Raw genomic sequence first — 18,266 nt, 5'->3', positions numbered from 1 at the left:
TCGCTTGAACGAATGAGGTCTAGTACTTGTATTCATACACTAATCTTTGTTTCTCAATCAAACTGCCTGTTTTTTGCTTATAAAAAATAATCTTCAACTCACTTGAGGAAGCCCATGCTCTGTTTTTTAAATAAAGATTTATTTTTAACCCTTTCCAATCGAAAGAAAATTTTCAATCGCAAATGCTGATACTCCCAGTGCTGCGGAGTAAATCGATAGTTTTGAAAAGTTTATTTGTAAGTCTTTTTGGTGAAAATCTAATGTATGCTCGTTAATGGATTTTATAGTTGGTTGCTCGATTAAGTGTTTCGCCTTAGCTAGCCTATTTCCGATAATGATTTGTTGTGGATTAAATGTTTTAATTAAATTGGAAATACCTATCCCTAAGTAGGAGCCAATTTGCTGAAAAATGTCTTTAACGTTTTTGTTTTCTTCGGCCATTTTGATAAGCTCCTCTAGTGTCGCGTCTGGTAAAATATGTTTCGCTTGATGGAGTAATGCATGCTCAGAAGCATAAGCTTCCCAGCAACCAGAATTCCCACACCGGCATTTTTCTCCATCGACTACAATCGTCATATGTCCACTTTCACCAGAATAGCCATTCATCCCCTTGTATAGTTCTCCTTTCAGTATAATACCTACCCCAATACCGATTCCTGCGCTAATATAGATAACGTTATGGAAATTTACACCAGCTCCAAATCGAATTTCTCCATACGCGCCCGCATTTGCTTCATTTTCAACAATGATTGGGTAGTCAAATTCATGATAAATGATGTCCAGCAAATCGACATTCTTCCACTTTAAATTCGGGGCAAGCAATACTTTTCCGCTTTTATCTACAATACCTGGTACGCCAATTCCGATCCCAATAACCCCATACCTGCTTTGAGGTGTATGTTCGATAAGGTTTTTAATCGTTTCTATTGTTAAATGAATAATTTCGTCAAAGGAAAGATTGTGTATTGATTTATGTTTTTCGTACACCACGTTGCCTTCTAAATCAGTTACAATTCCTAAAATATAGTTCACACCAATATCTAATCCGATGGAGTAACCGGCCTTCTTATTAAAGAGCAGCATAACCGGTCTTCTTCCTCCGCTAGATTCCCCAGGCCCTGACTCGTAAATGAATTCTTCTTCGATTAATTCATTGACTAACGAAGAAACTGTAGCTTTATTTAGACCTGAGTGTTGCGCGATATCTGCACGTGAGATGGGAGCATTTGTGATGATCGTTCTAAGTACGATTTCTTTATTCTTTTTTTTCACGATTTGTTGGTTCCAAGTAGTTATGGTCAAAGGTTCTTCAGTCCTTTCTTCACTTAATATAAATGATATAGAAAAATTATATAACAAACTTTGTTTATTGTGTAGACAAACTAAGTTTTCGGTGATAAGATTGAATTGTAAAAAAATTTATATTTATTAGAAGAGGAGGTTCTCTTTGTGAGGAAATGTAAGGGTTTTCTATTCATTCTTTCTATTTTTCTATTAGTATTTGCGTTAGTAGCATGTGGTCAAGATGTCAGCAATGAAAGCGGTAACAAGAATTCTGAAGGCGAAAAAGATAAACTCACCATTGGACTATCTGTATCAGATTTAACATTAGAGCGTTGGCAGCATGATCGGGATTTTTTTGTAGAAAAAGCGAAAGAGTTAGGAGCAGAGGTTTTAGTTCAATCCGCGAATGGTGATGAAGCAAAACAATTATCACAAATTGAAAATATGATCTCACAAGGTATTGATGCGCTTGTTATTATTGCCATCAACTCAGATTCACTAACGACCGTTGTTGAGCAAGCAAAAAGTAAAGGTATTCCCGTTTTGGCATACGATCGATTAATAAATGGTGCAGAAATTGATGCCTATGTATCATTTGATAACGTTAGAGTGGGTGAAATGCAAGCAGAGTATCTTGTTGAAAAAGTTTCTAAAGGAAAATATTTCCTAATGGGTGGTTCTCCAACAGACAACAATGCAAAAATGTTTAGAGAAGGCCAAATGAATGTTCTTCAACCGCTTATCGATAAAGGGGATATTGAAGTTATAGGGGATCAATGGGTGAAAGGCTGGGACGCAAACGAAGCGTTAAAAATTATGGAAAATGCATTAACAGCTAATAATAATGACATTGACGCAGTTGTAGCATCAAACGATAGTACAGCTGGAGGAGCTATCCAAGCCCTTGAAGCTCAAGGCTTAGCAGGGAAGGTTGTTATTTCCGGTCAAGATGCTGACTTGGCAGCAGTCCAACGCATTGCGGAAGGAAAACAGTCTATGACAATTTATAAGCCTATTAAAGCCATTGCAACAAAGAGTGCGGAAGTTGCTGTTCAATTGGCAAAAGGTGAGAAGATTACATCCGATTCCACAATAAATAATGGAAAAGTAGATGTCCCATTTATTAAATTAGATCCAATTAAAGTGGATAAAGAAAATCTTGTTGATACAGTAATCAAGGATGGGTTCCATTCTTACGATGAAGTATATAAAAATGTACCAGAAAGTGAACGTCCACCACGTCCATAGTCAGGTTTTAAATCATAACAAAGCGTATAAAATGGGAGGAAGTTTCCCAGAGCTATCAAGTTAAGAAAATCTCTTTTCAGCATCAGTGTTCTTTTATCCTTTCGCGTTTCAATTTCTTTTCTTAATGCGATTGAAATATCGAAAAAGAAAGAGTTATTTCACTAACTTGGCGTGTATGGGAAAGCTCCCCCCATTTATCTGATTACTTTATTGCAGGTGGTGAAAAAGGATTGGAAACGTTTGCGCTTCAAATGAAAGGAATTACGAAAGATTTTCCTGGTGTACGTGCATTAGATAACGTCACATTTTCAGTACGTAAAGGGGAAATCCATGCTCTATGTGGTGAAAATGGAGCAGGAAAATCAACTCTAATGAAAATACTTAGCGGTGTATACCCTCATGGAACTTATGAAGGTCAAATATTGATTAACGGGAAAAAAGTTCAATTTAAATCGATCAAAGAATCCCAAGACGCAGGAATTGCTATTATTTATCAGGAGCTGGCATTAGTTGGTGAAATGACAGTTGCAGAAAATTTATTTTTAGGCCATGACTTTATGAGATCTAAAATCATTAACTGGAACAAAATATATGCAGAGGCTCAGAAATGGTTAGATCAAATTGGATTAGATATTGATCCGGAAACAAAAGTTAAGGATTTAACAGTTGGTAAACAACAGTTAATAGAAATTGTGAAAGCACTTACAAAGAAAGTAGATATTTTAATATTGGATGAGCCGACAGCAGCTTTAACTGAAAGTGATGTTGAAATATTGATGAACCTTTTACATGATCTGCGTTCAAAAGGGGTTACCTGCATTTATATTTCTCACAAGCTCGGTGAAGTGATGTCATTGGCCGATTCAGTTACTATATTACGAGACGGGAAAACAATTAGCACGGATTCTATTGAGAATTTAACTGAAGATATGATTATTACGAAAATGGTAGGTCGAGAATTAACAGAACTTTTCCCATATGAACCTCATCCAATTCGTAATGAAAAAATACTGGAAGTGAAGAATTACTCTGTTTTCGATGAAAATGGAAAACAAGTGATTCAGGATGTATCCTTCTCGCTAAAAAAAGGTGAAATACTCGGTTTTTCTGGATTAATAGGGGCCGGGAGGTCAGAATTATTTATTAGTCTGTTTGGCGGATTTAAGGGAAAAAAAACGGGAACAGTCCTGATCGATGGAAAGCCAACAAATATACAAAAACCTGCTGATGCAATCAAGGAAGGTTTAGCCTATGTATCTGAAGATCGAAAACGATACGGTTTAGTTTTAGGGATGGATATTACGAAAAACACGACTCTTACAGCTTTAAACAAAGTTATGAAGTTGAAAGTGATTGATGAAGCTTTAGAAATAAAAAGTACTGAGGACATAACGAAGAAAATGAATTTAAAAGCTCCAAGCTTAGAAGCAGCTGTAGGTCAATTAAGCGGTGGAAATCAACAAAAAATCGTTTTAAGTAAATGGTTACTAAATGATCCGAAAATCTTAATACTTGATGAACCGACAAGAGGAATTGATGTCGGGGCAAAGTATGAAATATATAAAATCATGAATGATCTTGTTAAACAAGGTGTCGGTATTATCATGATCTCATCTGAGCTGCCCGAAGTAATGGGAATGTCCGATCGTATTCTTGTCATGTCAGAAGGAAGAATCACCGGAGAATTTTTAAGAGAAGAAGCGACTCAAGAGAACATTATGAGATGTGCTACTGGAGGGAAAAAAAGTGTCCAGACAACTATCAACAGTTAATGTAAATGAGCAAAGGAATAAAGGTATAAGTTTTAAACTTGATCTGCAATCATACACGCTTATGATTGCCCTTGTGTTAATAGCTGTTATTTTCAGCATTTTTACAGGAGGAGAATATTTATCTTCTCGTAATCTCTCTAATTTATTTACCCAAATGTCTGTCATTGCTGTGCTTGCGGTTGGTATGACACTTGTTATAGTAGCAGGTCATATTGATTTATCTGTAGGTTCGTTGGTTGGGTTAACTGGAGGCATTGCTGCTATTTTACAAGTTTGGCATGGCTGGAGTACTTTTTCAGTCGTTTTCGCTGCGATCATCATTGGAGCGATTTTAGGTTTATGGCAAGGATGGTGGGTAGCTTATCGGGCGGTGCCTGCTTTTATTGTAACACTCGGGGGTATGCTTGTTTTTCGAGGTATTCTAATTGGATTAAGCAAAGGACAAACTATTGCACCAATGAGTGAAAGTTTTAAGCAAATTGGGAACAGTTATCTTCCTTATGTACCGGGGTATATTTTAGCATTAGTTAGTATAGTAATTCTTGTTTTTTGGACTATTAGAAATCGTTCTAAAAGAATGAACATGGGACTTATGATACCAGCTGCAACTGTAGATTACGGAAAAGTTGCAGTATACTCTATTTTAATTCTCCTCATTACATATATGTTAAATCGATATTACGGTATCCCTGTTCCATTTTTAATTGTTGCTTTGTTATCGATTATTTTTATCTTTATTTCTAATAAAACAGCGTTCGGGCGTTATATTTATGCGATTGGAGGGAACCAAGAAGCTGCAGCTCTTTCTGGTATCAATATAAAGCGTAATATACTTTGGGTGTTTATTATAATGGGAGGGCTTTCTGGTGTTGCAGGTGTTTTATTAACTAGTAGATTAAATGCAGCGACAGTAAATGCAGGTAATATGTATGAGCTTGATGCAATTGCAGCTTGTGTAATTGGCGGTACTAGTTTAATGGGTGGTAAAGGTAAAATATTTGGAGCCCTTATTGGAGCTTTAATTATGGCTAGTATTGACAATGGCATGAGCATAATGAATATTGAAACATTCTGGCAATACATTGTTAAGGGTCTCATTCTCATAATCGCAGTATGGATTGATATTTCTAGTAAAAAATAAATAAAACTAGTTTAAGAATGGGAGGAAATGAATATGACATACTTTGAAAATGTAAATGAAATCAAATATGAAGGACCTAAATCTTCGAATCCTTTAGCTTTTAAATATTATAATCCTGATGAGGTTGTCGGTGGAAATAGGATGGAAGACATTTTCCGTTTTAGCGTTGCATACTGGCATACATTTACAATGGACGGGAGTGATCCTTTCGGCCACGGAAATATGATTCGTCCGTGGGATAAATATACGGGAATGGACTTAGCAAAAGCACGTGTGGAAGCTGCATTTGAATTTTTTGAAAAGCTGAACATACCATACTTTTGCTTTCACGATGTAGATATATCGCCAGAAGGAAGTAATTTAAGAGAAACTTATAAAAATTTAGATGAAATTGTTGCGATGATAAAAGAATATATGAAAACAAGTAAAACGAAGCTTCTTTGGAATACAGCCAATTTGTTCTCACATCCTCGTTTTGTTCATGGAGCGGCAACTGCGGTAAATGCCGATGTGTTTGCTTACGCTGCAGCAAAAGTGAAAAAAGGGTTGGAAATCGCAAAAGAACTTGGGGCAGAAAACTATGTATTCTGGGGTGGACGGGAAGGTTATGAGACCCTGTTAAATACGGACATGAAGTTAGAACTGGATAATCTTGGACGCTTTTTGCATTTAGCTGTTGATTATGCGAAGGAAATAGGCTTTTCTGGTCAATTTCTCATTGAACCTAAACCGAAGGAACCTACAAAACATCAGTATGATTTTGATGTAGCAACGGCTTTAGCGTTTTTACAAAATTATGGTCTTAAAGACTATTTTAAATTTAACATTGAGGCCAACCACGCTACATTAGCAGGTCATACTTTTGAACATGAACTTCGTGTAGCAAGAATTAATGGTATGCTAGGTTCTGTTGATGCGAATCAAGGAGATCCGTTATTAGGGTGGGATACAGACGAATTCCCAACAGATTTATATTCTACAACGTTGGCGATGTATGAAATTTTACAAAACGGCGGGCTTGGCAAAGGCGGATTAAACTTTGATGCAAAAGTGAGAAGAGGCTCATTTGAACCAGAAGATTTATTTTATGCACATATTGCGGGTATGGATAGTTTTGCAATCGGTTTAAAGGTTGCTCAAAGATTAATAGATGATAAAGTTTTAGAAAGCTTTATTGAAGAACGCTATAGTAGCTATCATCATGGAATTGGAAAAGATATTGTAGAAGGCAAAGTGGATTTCCATAAATTAGAGGAATATGCGCTGCAGCTTGGAGATATTCAAAACTCTTCAGGAAGAACTGAACGATTGAAGTCGACAATCAATCAGTATTTATTATCTGTTCTTTCTGAATAGATTTTATCTTCGTTAGGACGTACCTGGTTTAAATAAATAACAATCTGGTATGTCCTTTTATTTAATAACAATAAAGGGTGATCTCAATGAAATATGTGATTGGTATTGATTTAGGGACTAGTGCGGTAAAAGTTTTATTAATGAACCAAAACGGTGAAGTATGTAAAGAGATTTCTAAATCTTATCCGCTTATTCATGAAAAATCGGGGTATAGTGAGCAAGATCCATCTGAGTGGGTAAAAAAAACAACGGAAGCATTAGCAGAGTTAGTGAAAGATTTCGATGGTCATGTTGAGGACATTGAAGGAATAAGCTTTTCGGGACAAATGCATGGGTTAGTATTGCTGGATAAAAATTACCAAGTACTACGGCGTGCAATTTTATGGAATGATACAAGAACGACTCAGCAATGTAAGAAAATTTATGATGTGATCGGAGAGGAAAAGCTACTTAATATCACAAAAAATCCTGCATTAGAAGGCTTTACACTACCGAAGCTTTTGTGGGTGAAAGAGAATGAAAAAGATATTTATGAAAGAGCATCTGTATTTATGCTGCCTAAAGATTATTTACGTTATTGTATGACTGGTCAAATACATAGTGAATATTCAGACGCTGCCGGTACTTTATTATTGAATGTTCACGAAAAAGTGTGGAGTAAAGAAATATGCGAGTTGTTAGGTATTGATATTTCTCTGTGCCCACCTCTTGTCCATTCTTATGAATGTGTAGGAACAATCACATCATCATTGGCTGAAAGTACCGGGCTATCAAAATCGACTAAAGTTTATGCCGGTGGCGCTGATAATGCGTGTGGTGCAATTGGTGCCGGCATTTTATCAGAAGGAAAAACGTTATGCAGTATTGGAACATCAGGTGTCATCCTTTCTTATGAGGAAAATAGTGATCGGGATTTCAAAGGTAAGGTTCATTATTTTAATCACGGAGAAGAAAATGCTTATTATACGATGGGAGTGACTCTATCAGCCGGTCACAGCTTAGAGTGGTTTAGAGAAGTTTTTGCTAAACAAGAAGATTTTCATACATTACTTTCAGGTATTGAACATGTACCAATCGGATCGAATGGACTAATTTTTACTCCATATTTAGTTGGAGAACGGACACCTTATGCCGATTCTGTCATTCGGGCAAGTTTTATTGGGATGGATACTTCCCATCATAAAAAAGATTTTGTACGAGCAGTTCTAGAAGGAATTACAATGTCTCTCAATGAATCGATCCAGATCTTTAGGGAAAGCGGAAAGAAAATAGATACCATTGTATCAATTGGTGGGGGAGCAAAAAATGAAACTTGGCTGCAAATGCAGGCAGATATCTTTAACGCTAGAATTGTAAAATTGTCGAGCGAGCAAGGACCGGCTGTTGGGGCAGCTATGCTAGCAGCAGTTGGGGCTGGTTGGTTTGCATCTTTAAACGAATGTGCAGAAGTTTTTATTAAGCATTCTAAAGTGATTGAGCCTATTCAAGAAAATGTTGATAAATATAGAGAGCTATTTGCCATTTATCAACAAGTCTATGCAAAGACAAAAGAATTAAATGAATCATTAGCATTTTTTAGGAATTAATACATAGATGGTAAGACCTGTTCAATATTTCATTTAAATTTGGAGGTAAAAAATGAAAAAGGTTCGCTGGGGTATTTTAAGTACGGCAAATATCGCTAGAACACAATTCATTCCAGCTATGTTTAGAGCTGAAAATGCAGAACTAACTGCCATTGCAAGTAGAGGCAGTAAAGTTCATGCGATTGCACAAGAATTCAATATTCCAAAAGCATACGAAAGTTATGAGGCGCTTCTTAACGATCCGGAAATAGATGCAGTATATATACCGCTGCCTAATCATTTGCATAAAGAATGGGTGATAAAGGCGGCAAGTAAGGGAAAACACATTCTTTGTGAAAAACCCGTTTCATTGAATGCAGAAGAAGCCGTAGAAATGGACAAAATTACGCTTGAATGTAATGTGAAGTTTATGGAAGCCTTTATGTATCAGTTCCACCCGCAACATGATCGTGTTCGTGAAATCATATTATCTGGGGAAATTGGCGAAGTAAAATTATTTAAATCGAGTCATTCTTTTTATTTAGAAAACAGAGAAGATGATATCCGCATGGTTAAAGAGATGGGCGGCGGAAGCTTGTATGATGTAGGCTGCTATTCGATCCATGCTGTACGATATATATTAAATACTGAACCAATTGAAGTTCATGCAATTGGGAATATAGATCCGATTTCAAATGTTGACCTATCTGCATATGTGCATATGAAATTAGAAAACGGTGTGACTGCATTAATGGATTGCAGCTTTGATATGACGGAAAGAAATGAATACGAAGTTGTCGGTACAAAAGGAACGATTAAAGTATCTTATGCATTTCGTCCCGATCGAAATGGAGGAGTTGGGATTCTCATAGTAGAGAGGAATGGAGTAACGCGAGAAGAAAAAATTCATGGCGACATTTATAGACTTGAGGTAGAACACTTTTCAAGAGCCATATTAGAAGACTTGAAAGTGAAGTATTCTGGAGAATCGTCAATAAAAAATATGAGGGTGATTGATGCTTGTTATGAATCCATTCGAACAGGAAAATCGATAAGAATCAATCAATAATTCATGGTGGCTTTGATAACAGGGGTCTTATTGAACCTTGTTTCAGATCATTCAAAATAAATGATAAATAAAGGCGATGGAAACTATGGAAATTCGAAAAGAATTATTTGGATATAAACATAACCAGCCAGTATACTTGTTCAAACTAAGAAACGATCATGGATTAGAAATTTCTTGTATCAATTATGGGTGTATTATTACAGAGATTCTTGCCCCCGATCGAGAAGGGAAGCTTGAAAATATCGTATTAGGGTTCGATAGTATAGAAGAATATGAGCGACACTCCTCTCCATACTTTGGTGCTGTGGTAGGGAGATTTGCAGGCAGAATAAAAGAAGGGAGATTTACCTTAGACGGTCAAGAGTACCAAGTAACAAAAAATGAGAATCAAAACCATTTACATGGCGGAAACAAAGGGTTTAGCAAAGTATTATGGGACTATAACGTTGGGGAAGAAAAGGAAAACGAGATTTCAATCGAATTTTGTTATTTTAGCCCTAATGGTGAGGAAGGATATCCGGGTAGCCTTGATGTGAAAGTCATCTATTCGTTAACAAATGAGAATGAGTTGATTATCACTTACTATGGTAAATCTGATAAGAAAACATTACTAAATATGACGAATCACACTTATTTTAACTTAAGTGGTGATTTAAAACGAGATATCTTATATCATGAACTGACTATAAAAAGCGATACATTTATAGAATTGGATCGTGAATTGCTTCCAACCGGAAACTTGATTGATGTAACAGGTACCGTCTTTGACTTTCGAATGGGAAGGAAAATCATTACTGGAGTGAATTCGACTCACCCTCAGATTCTTTTAGCGAATAAGGGCTATGACCATCCATTTTTATTAAATACGAATCATCAGCAAGAAATTATTTTATACGATAAAGAGAGTGGGCGAAAACTAGTAATTGAAACGGACGAACCAAGTGTCGTTCTATATACTGGAAATAAGTTAGGAGAACAACGATATAAAATTCGAAATGTGAATTCTAAAAATTATTTAGGGTTATGCTTAGAAACACAGGCTCCACCGGATTCCGTGCATCATCCTCATTTTCATTCGTCTATTTTAAACGAAAATAATATTTATCGAAAAAGAACTAAATATTTGTTTGCGTCAGATAAATGAATATTAAATTATAGTAGAATAATAATGTGTTTAAATGTAATCTTTTAAAAATTATTGTATATATGGAATAATCGTTTAATACGATTGTTCCATTTTTATAAACGAGTGTAATGCACTTCTCCAAAATTTACCTAAAATTGGTAGTCTAGCAGAAAAGATTTGTTGTTTACCATATGGTTTCTATATGACGAAGCTTGTGAAAAGGTCATTGGCCATAAAGAAGTTATTGAATACACCAACCGCCGATCGAGCAATCTGGCTCGTTTTGTCGCCTCATCGCAGAAAATTTACGGAGAATTTGACTGGAAAGCGCGGAATACTCATTGGAAAAAATCATCGTCTCTCCTTGAAAGTGGCAAAGTACAAATGTTAGGTAATCACGTAAGCCTCCCTGCTGAATTGTTTTCAGCGGGAGGCTGCTTTTTTATACATCATTATAGAACAAAGCCATCAGGATCAGAAAAAATTTTATAGTTTGATAATACAGAGCTAAAAATACTTATTTGCACGCTCATTTTCTCCATTAGTCTCTTCCTTTCACCAAGATTGAGTAAGAACCATTTTTAGTTTGCTTACTACAGGATCATCAGAAAGCACGCTTGGAAGAAATCTTAAAAGAGTACCCAGAACTTGCTTGTGCTTACGATTTAAAGGAACTATTTCGAGATTTCTATAAGTTGACCGATTACGGGATGCCCATGATCTTTTAGAAGAATGGATTCAATTAGCACGGAATAGTCCATACTCATCTTTTCATAAAGTGGGCAACACTTAGAAAAGTGGAAAGTACCCATACTCCAATATTTCTTATCTCCATACACGAATGCCCGAACAGAAGGAACCAATCATAAAATCAAACATATAAAACGGAGGGCTTATGGATATCGGAATCTAAAGCGTTTTCGACTTCGTGTATTTTTGGAATGTACAGGGAATACGAATGTTGATTAAATTGCTTAAGGGCTCTTTTTCAGTAGCTAACATGATAGTTGGTAGAATAGAAGCCGTCAAGGAAGGCACTTGACTACTCCCATTCTACCAACTTAGTGGTCAGTAAGCTGAAGAAGGAGACGGTCTGATTGACATCTAAATCCAGCTAACATGATGGCAAGGTTTGTGTACAAATCACAGAAAATGGAGAAGAGACCTTATTTATGAAATGGGTGCGATTGTGGAGCAATATAGATAGGAAATAATCAAACTTTATTTTGAAGGAGTGGAAATATATTGAATTTATGTAAAATAATATGTTAATATTATGTTAGGTTGTTATAATCAAAAAAGTCCTGCGGTAATATGTCAAGGTGAAAAATCATAGAAATTGGAAATTCCCTTGTCCGATGATCCGAAAAAAGGCAATACTGAAGAAACCTAGTATTGGTACATGTAATAAACTAGGTCTAAAGGTTTATATTGGTATACAAGATCGATCCTTTTATCGATTTTCCCCCTTTCTTGGCGTGTAGATTTGACCGTTGCGTAGCAGCGCATCGATCACACGCACGAGTTTTCTAGCGGTGAGGACGAGGGCTCGTTTATGTTGGTGTTTGGGCACTTCCTCATACTTCTTCCGGTAGTACGCACGAAACGTCGCATCATGCCGTTGCACCGAGTTGGCAGCCTCCACTAGGTAGTAACGGAGATAACGATTGCCGGAACGAATGAGGGAGGTGACCTCGGCTTGAAAACGGCCCGATTGGTGCTTGGACCATGTCAAGATGGCATATTTTGCCAAAGTGGCCTGATTGTGAAACCGCTCGATTTGCCCGATTTCGGCCAGGATGCCTGCGGTGTAAACCGGTCCGTTGCCTGGGATGGTTTGCAGTGTGTTCGGAATGCCTTCAAGATGGCGGGTAATGGCTTTATCGAGCTCTTTCAGCTGCGATTGCAGGCTGCGGATTGATTGAATCGACAGCCCTAACAGCAAGTCGATGGAATCCTCGACACACTTGGACAACCGATACGGCGAACGGGCCGCCTTTTGAATCGACTTGGCGATGCATTCCGGATCGGCAAAGCGATTGCGCCCTTTTTGGCGCAGGAAGTCGGCCAACTGCTTGACATCCATTTGGCAGATGTCATCGAGGCTCTACGACTCAAGGTATTAATGAGAATAGTAGTGTTGAAGATATGCTGGAAGAAATGCAGAAATATATATATCAAGATGAAGATGGTAAACTTATATTTAATGTAGATAAAGCGATAGAAGAAGAACAAAGTGATTTTATTATTGATTCAGGGAAAGAATTCAATGCTTTAAGTAATCATGTTGAAAATAAAAAAGAGTCACAATCTGTATCTCAAATATTAAGAGGTATGCCAGTTTGGGGAAACTGGTGCGGACTTGGACATGGTGGCGGTGTACCAAAAGATAAATTAGATTCTTTACGTATGACACATGATCTTTGCTATAAAGTAAAAGGATATTTCGATTGTGGCTGTGATAAAGCTTTAGTAGCTGGGATAACTGCCGCTCTTCCATTTATGAAATATGACGAAAAAAGAGCTGCCTTAGCAGTAGCAGCTTACTTTAGTATAGCACCTTGTAAAAAATAATAGAGTGGGGAATTAAATGATTTATAAACTTATCATGTTTATAATATTTTGTATTTTAATGTTTATAGGATATTTAATTGAATGGATTACAGGAGGAAGACCTTGAATTTAGGATCATTATCCTAGTCAGTTCTTGAAAAATACAAAACATCAGCTAGTACTTTCGCTTGTTGACAAAGTCTCTGCTTAGACAGTCTACAAGCTTTATTACTATATCTAAAAGTTTGACAGAGTACACTAAAGAAAAGCCCGAAAATACTGGTGTTTTGGACTTTACCCACAACACGGGGGTGTCTAATAAGTTGTTTTTACGGCATGATTTTACGTAATAGCCGACCAAGCCCTAACTTTTCCCATATCTTTCGGAACAGATAAACCGGCCCAAACTCTTTTGTCCAAAGCACGGAGACAGAAGAGGAAGAGCCTTGCCCGTGAATTCGGTCAAAGTAACGCTCTGAAAATTTGGCTAATCCCTCGATTTATTGATCGACAGAGCCATTCTCTAATAAATGTTCTAACCTCCCTAGATTACAAAGCGTTTGTTGCCGAACTTTATTGTCTACACGAAATGTACGACATATTTGTAGATATTGACGAACAGAACCATTTTTATTTTTTTGCTTGGGTCAGGTGCCTGTCACCACTCGATGCCCTGTCTGAACTCAAGGGATGGTAAAAAAAGTATACATATCCGTCTGTCATGACAAGGGATGAGAGTCCAAAAGCACTTACGCAGGAAATTCAAAAAATGGTTCGCTAACCTATGACTTACACCTGTTTTCAGCGAACCAAAAAAGCTCCAACAAAGTCTTGACTGACTCCGGAAAACGATGCTCATACACAAATGCACATTTATTTGTTAAAATATTAATTATATTCTGACAAAAATGAAACCTATCGTTTTCGGAAGCAAGAGGTATTCTTTCGAAAAATTTACATCCATGAAACAAAATCATTAAATATACAAAGTAATCTATATATGGAATAAACGGTTTGCGGCCGTTTTATCACCGACAGAATGGGGGAGGGTGCAGTGGAGAAGATTGCCTCGCATGCGTATGAAAAGCCGGGCTGGAAACTGTATGTTTCGTTGCCGATTTTATCGTGGGCGTTGTATGATTTTGCGAATACGATTTTTTCCTCGAATGTGAATACGATTTTTTTCCCGCTTTATGTTTCGGAAACGGTGGGAAAAAGCGAGAGCTTGAACCAAATCGCCAGTACATTTATTTCGTATGCAAATGCGTTAGCCTCTTTCTTTTTAGTGATATTTTCCCCTTTATACGGCACATGGATTGACCGGACCGGGAGAAGAAAGAAATGGCTTGGGATTTTTACGACTCTTTCGGTTACGGCAACTTTGCTTATGGGTGTTGCCGGATATTCGAATCTTGGGAATGCCATGTTTGGAATGCCGGCGTCTTTTGTCATAATCGTGCTTTTATTTGTCGCAGCAAAGTTTTTTTACCATTCGAGCCTTGTTTTTTACGATTCCATGATTTCCAGTTTGGGGAATAAACAGGAAATACCGCTTATCTCCGGTTTTGGCGTTGCTGTCGGATATGTCGGAACGCTTGTCGGGCTCGCTGTGTATCCGTTTGTTGGAGAAATGGATTACTATCGGGCTTTTATTCCAAGCGCCCTTTTGTTTCTCCTCTTTTCTTTCCCGCTGTTTTTCTTTGTCAAAGAAGAAGCCGAAAAAGCCGATGCCTTAAAGCGAAAGGCCGGATTTTTTGCAGGTTATCGGGATATTTATGCAACATTGAAAGAAATGAAAAAGTATCAAAACATTTTTACTTTCATGATTGCTTATTTCTTTTTGAATGATGCGGTGGCGACGACGATCGCCATCATGTCCGTTTATGCCAAAGTCATTGCCGGGTTTACGGCAGGGGAGTTCATCCTTTTATATTTAGTCTCCACAGTTTCGAGTATTATCGGTTCCTTTCTTTTTGGCTATATTACGAGAAGCAAGGGAGCCAAAAAAGCGGTTTTGTATGTCGGCATCGTGATGTGCATCGCACTGGCGATAGGGGTGCTTGCTTTTTCCAAGCTATCTTTTTGGATTGCTGGGAGTTTGTTCGGCGTCAGTTTAGGAGCGATGTGGGTCACTTCGAGAACATATATAGTCGAACTTTCCCCGCCAGATAAGCAAGGGCAATTTTTCGGACTGTTCGCTTTTTCTGGAAAAGTGTCAGCCATCATTGGTCCAGCGATTTATGGAAGCATTACCCTCCTTTTTCATTCATATGGAAACATTGCCAATCGGTTGGCGATGGGATCGCTTTTGATGATGGTGCTCCTTGGCATTTTCTTTTTGCTGAAGGTAAAGCCACAGAAGCCTGCCGCGCCGAAAAGCTGATGAGAGGTTTTAAGGAGGACATTGCCGAAAGCTATTCCGTCATTGAAATCATGGAAACAGAAATAACTACCAGCCGCCATCTGGGCGCTCTTGTTCGTCTTTCTTGTTGCCTCATCGCTAAAAATTTATGAAGAACTTATTTTAAAAATTGGTTCTAAAATGAATTGACTTAACCGGACAAAAAATTAAGGTCAAGTAGATGAACAACCATATCTGAGCATACTGCTTATTTAGCATAAATGATCCGAATAGAAATTTTACATGGAGTGGCGGACATGTTAGGCTTGATGCCTTGCGAAGCAAGGATTGGCGCTCGCTCCTTTCGCTAGGAAACATGTCCGCAGAAGCTCCGTGTCAAGCGATATAGACCTAAAATTTTATACAGGGAATGGAATATTCGTATTTTGTCATTCATACATTTTTTAATTGCCAAAAACAGATAAATAAAGCAAAAAGGTTGGTGTTTAAACTTTCGGAGCCAGTTCGACAGCGGCGCGAATGGCTTCGAGCATGCTGCGTTCGTCCGCCAGATTTTTTCCTGCGATATCAAAGGCTGTTCCATGGTCGACAGATGTGCGGATGATACCGCCTTTGAGGCCGACGGTGATGTTTACTCCGGCTTCCAGCCCCAGCACTTTAATAGGGGCGTGCCCTTGGTCATGGTAGCAAGCGACAACAATATCAAAATCTCCGCGCACCGCACGGTAAAATAATGTATCTGCCGGATATGGTCCGGTTGCATTGATTCCTTCCACTTGTGCTTTTCGGATGCCGGGAATGAGTTTTTCCTCTTCCTCTCCATTGCCAAACAGTCCGTTTTCTCCAGCGTGAGGGTTGATGCCGCACACGGCGATGCTTGGGTTTTCTTTTCCAGCTCTTGTCAACGTTTCATGAGCCAGTTTAATGACTTTGTAGGTCCGATCGGGATTAATCATTTCTATCGCTTTAATTAACCCGACATGGGTAGTAATATGAATGACTTTAAGTTTTGGAGAGGATAACATCATCGCATAATCTTGAGTGCCCGTTAAATCGGCCAAAATTTCTGTATGTCCCGGGTATAGATGTCCGCCTTTGTGCAGGGCTTCTTTATTTAAAGGAGCTGTACAAATGGCCTGTATATATCCGTTTTTAGCTAATTCGATGGCACGTTTTAAAAATTGGAATGCGGCATCTCCTGCAGCTGCTGATACTTGTCCAAAAGACAAATTGGCAGGAAGCAAATTTAAATCAATGCAATCAATTGTACTGTATTGGTAAGTTGCTTCCTTTACAGATGAAATAGGGTGAATGGTCAGTTTGGAATTGGTAATTCTAGCTGCCCGTTCTAATATTTTTGCATCTCCTATCACTAAAGGATTGCATTGCTCATAAATGGATCGGTTTTGTAGGGCTTTTACGATAATCTCCGGTCCAATACCGGCAGCATCTCCCATCGTTATTCCGATGATAGGTTTCATTTGACATCTACTCCTTGTAATTGGTGAATTGCTTGAATAAATGTATTTTCCGAACCAAAGGCTCCCGCCTTTGTCACTACATGCATTCCTGAGTCATGAATTAATTTCGCTATTGGCACTCCTGTTTCCACTTCATCCAGCAATTCAAAACCCGAAGCTCCGATTTTCTCGCATACATGTTTTGCAGTATCCCCGCCTGTTAATATCATCCCTCTAAAATAGCCCTTGTTGATCAATGTGGAGGCAACTTCGCCTAATTTTTGAACAATGAAATTGCTTATTTCTATTGTGCTTAATCCTTTCGATTTTCCTATTTCCTGTACCTGTTTTATTTCATTGGGTGAAGCAGAAGAATATAGTGCGACATGATAACCCTGTTTGACCCAATCCTCTGCCTGGTGAATGGCTTTTTTCATTTCATCGCAGCGAATTTGGTCATCACTAACCAATCTTATGGAATCAAGCTGTACACCTTTGACATTCGTTAAAGAAAGGGCAAGATCTAACTGTTTGCGGGATACTTGGCTGACGCTACCAACTACTAGCAGGATGGGCTGTCGATTTTGATCAATCTTGATCGTTCTTTTTGCTTTTTGAAGCTGATAAACCTCGGGAAGGTAATTAGCCAGACCTGCCGACCCGACCCATACGACTTTTTCGTTAATGTGGCAAACGTATTGTGCGATACAACACAAATCTTCTTCAGTTAAAGAGTCAAAGACAATGTAAGGAATATGATTCGCACGATAATCGTTTAGTCTCTCTTTTACTTTATCAAATCCGAGACGAAGTGTTTGATAGTCAATTAATCCTATAGGACGCTTTGTCTGTTTGGCAATTAAACTGGGAATATACGACTCTTTAACTGGACATTTAGGGTCTCTTGATATTTCTGTCTCATGTAGCAATGTATCGTGTAAAAAATGATATCCTTTATAAGTGGTTCTTCCGTTTTTGGGATAACCTGGCGCAATAATCATAAATGTCGGCTTTATTGCATCGTAAACAGCATCGATTTCCGCTCCGATATTTCCTCTAAGGGTGGAATCGATTTTTTTGTAGATAATCGGGAAACAATCTTTTAGTTTTTCCGATACGACCTTTACTTTCTCATAGGCTTCTTTCTTAGATAAAGAGCGGCTATCAGTATCAATGACAACCGCATCGTTTTCGTCTAGTTGGCTCGAATGCAGTTGAAATAGTACGGATGTTTTTAAACCGTAATGAGCAAGCTGAACGCCGCTGTCGTTGGCTCCTGTTAAATCATCTGCGATGATTGCGATCTTCATGGTGCATCTCCTTCCTTAAA

General features: G+C 38.0%; 12 protein-coding genes and 3 pseudogenes. 10 read left to right on the top strand and 5 right to left on the bottom strand.

The features are described from left to right. Positions 1-144: 144 nt before the first annotated feature. Entirely contained in the window at positions 145-1,272 is a 1,128-nt protein-coding gene (locus RI196_RS17220; protein ID WP_311066625.1) for an ROK family protein, read from the bottom strand. Positions 1,273-1,449: 177 nt separating this feature from the next. Here RI196_RS17220 and xylF point away from each other — a divergent pair, with 177 nt between their 5' ends. From xylF to RI196_RS17180, 8 genes and pseudogenes are all read left to right on the top strand, one after another. After that, the gene (xylF, locus tag RI196_RS17215; RefSeq protein ID WP_311066624.1) at positions 1,450-2,532 is read left to right on the top strand and encodes a D-xylose ABC transporter substrate-binding protein; all 1,083 of its coding nucleotides are present in this window, start codon (positions 1,450-1,452) and stop codon (positions 2,530-2,532) included. A gap of 251 nt (positions 2,533-2,783) precedes the next feature. Continuing rightward, a complete protein-coding gene (locus RI196_RS17210; RefSeq protein ID WP_375338820.1) occupies positions 2,784-4,304 on the top strand; it encodes a xylose ABC transporter ATP-binding protein in 1,521 nt (506 codons plus the stop codon). After that, positions 4,279-5,445 carry a sugar ABC transporter permease gene (locus RI196_RS17205; RefSeq protein WP_311066622.1) on the top strand — a complete coding sequence of 389 codons (1,167 nt, stop codon included), beginning with the start codon at positions 4,279-4,281 and terminating at the stop codon, positions 5,443-5,445. The genes RI196_RS17210 and RI196_RS17205 overlap by 26 nt, the downstream gene beginning before the upstream one ends. Positions 5,446-5,478: 33 nt before the next feature. Then, positions 5,479-6,801, top strand: a complete 1,323-nt coding sequence (xylA, locus tag RI196_RS17200; RefSeq protein WP_311066621.1) for a xylose isomerase — start codon at positions 5,479-5,481, stop codon at positions 6,799-6,801. An 86-nt stretch (positions 6,802-6,887) separates the two neighbouring features. Next, the gene (xylB, locus tag RI196_RS17195) at positions 6,888-8,387 is read left to right on the top strand and encodes a xylulokinase (protein ID WP_311066620.1); all 1,500 of its coding nucleotides are present in this window, start codon (positions 6,888-6,890) and stop codon (positions 8,385-8,387) included. A gap of 52 nt (positions 8,388-8,439) precedes the next feature. After that, positions 8,440-9,435 carry a Gfo/Idh/MocA family protein gene (locus RI196_RS17190; RefSeq protein WP_311066619.1) on the top strand — a complete coding sequence of 332 codons (996 nt, stop codon included), beginning with the start codon at positions 8,440-8,442 and terminating at the stop codon, positions 9,433-9,435. A gap of 85 nt (positions 9,436-9,520) precedes the next feature. Then, positions 9,521-10,579: an aldose epimerase family protein gene (locus tag RI196_RS17185; protein WP_311066618.1), complete on the top strand. Its 1,059-nt coding sequence runs from the start codon at positions 9,521-9,523 to the stop codon at positions 10,577-10,579. 575 nt (positions 10,580-11,154) lie between these two features. Next, positions 11,155-11,530: pseudogene (locus RI196_RS17180) on the top strand (ISL3 family transposase); the annotation flags it as partial. A gap of 484 nt (positions 11,531-12,014) precedes the next feature. Here the strand turns inward: RI196_RS17180 and RI196_RS17175 are convergent. Further along, positions 12,015-12,668: pseudogene (locus RI196_RS17175) on the bottom strand (IS110 family RNA-guided transposase); the annotation flags it as partial. A gap of 41 nt (positions 12,669-12,709) precedes the next feature. On the opposite strand from RI196_RS17175, the gene RI196_RS17170 reads away from it, so the two are divergent. Then, complete coding sequence (locus RI196_RS17170) at positions 12,710-13,135, top strand: phospholipase A2 family protein (RefSeq protein WP_311066617.1); 426 nt, start codon at positions 12,710-12,712, stop codon at positions 13,133-13,135. Positions 13,136-13,449: 314 nt separating this feature from the next. Here RI196_RS17170 and RI196_RS18765 read toward each other — a convergent pair. Then, a pseudogene (locus RI196_RS18765) lies at positions 13,450-13,716 on the bottom strand (IS1634 family transposase N-terminal domain-related protein); the annotation flags it as partial. A 437-nt stretch (positions 13,717-14,153) separates the two neighbouring features. On the opposite strand from RI196_RS18765, the gene RI196_RS17165 reads away from it, so the two are divergent. Beyond that, positions 14,154-15,497: an MFS transporter gene (locus RI196_RS17165; protein ID WP_311066616.1), complete on the top strand. Its 1,344-nt coding sequence runs from the start codon at positions 14,154-14,156 to the stop codon at positions 15,495-15,497. Positions 15,498-15,961: 464 nt separating this feature from the next. On the opposite strand, the gene pdxA is transcribed toward RI196_RS17165, so the two are convergent. Together pdxA and RI196_RS17155 are read right to left on the bottom strand one after the other, a co-directional pair. Beyond that, positions 15,962-16,957 (bottom strand): 4-hydroxythreonine-4-phosphate dehydrogenase PdxA, encoded by a 996-nt coding sequence (gene pdxA, locus RI196_RS17160; RefSeq protein WP_311066615.1) that lies wholly within the window; start codon positions 16,955-16,957, stop codon positions 15,962-15,964. After that, the gene (locus RI196_RS17155) at positions 16,954-18,246 is read right to left on the bottom strand and encodes a four-carbon acid sugar kinase family protein (RefSeq protein WP_311066614.1); all 1,293 of its coding nucleotides are present in this window, start codon (positions 18,244-18,246) and stop codon (positions 16,954-16,956) included. Before RI196_RS17155 ends, pdxA begins: the two co-directional genes overlap by 4 nt. Positions 18,247-18,266 lie beyond the last annotated feature (20 nt).

Origin of the sequence: Aeribacillus composti (assembly GCF_031760945.1) — a bacterium.
GTDB classification, from domain to species: Bacteria; Bacillota; Bacilli; order Bacillales; family Aeribacillaceae; genus Aeribacillus; species Aeribacillus composti.
The sequence above is the reverse complement of the archived record's forward strand: the minus strand, read 5'-3'. Positions and strand labels throughout refer to the sequence as shown.

Excerpts from the sequence above, each read along its gene's own strand:
- RI196_RS17155 (WP_311066614.1), bottom strand. The coding sequence starts at position 18,246 with ATGAAGATCGCAATCATCGCAGATGATTTAACAGGAGCCAACGACAGC.
- pdxA (WP_311066615.1), bottom strand. The coding sequence starts at position 16,957 with ATGAAACCTATCATCGGAATAACGATGGGAGATGCTGCCGGTATTGGA.
- RI196_RS17190 (WP_311066619.1), top strand. The coding sequence starts at position 8,440 with ATGAAAAAGGTTCGCTGGGGTATTTTAAGTACGGCAAATATCGCTAGA.
- RI196_RS17170 (WP_311066617.1), top strand. The coding sequence starts at position 12,710 with ATGCTGGAAGAAATGCAGAAATATATATATCAAGATGAAGATGGTAAA.
- RI196_RS17185 (WP_311066618.1), top strand. The coding sequence starts at position 9,521 with ATGGAAATTCGAAAAGAATTATTTGGATATAAACATAACCAGCCAGTA.
- RI196_RS17210 (WP_375338820.1), top strand. The coding sequence starts at position 2,784 with ATGAAAGGAATTACGAAAGATTTTCCTGGTGTACGTGCATTAGATAAC.
- RI196_RS17165 (WP_311066616.1), top strand. The coding sequence starts at position 14,154 with ATGGGGGAGGGTGCAGTGGAGAAGATTGCCTCGCATGCGTATGAAAAG.
- xylB (WP_311066620.1), top strand. The coding sequence starts at position 6,888 with ATGAAATATGTGATTGGTATTGATTTAGGGACTAGTGCGGTAAAAGTT.
- xylA (WP_311066621.1), top strand. The coding sequence starts at position 5,479 with ATGACATACTTTGAAAATGTAAATGAAATCAAATATGAAGGACCTAAA.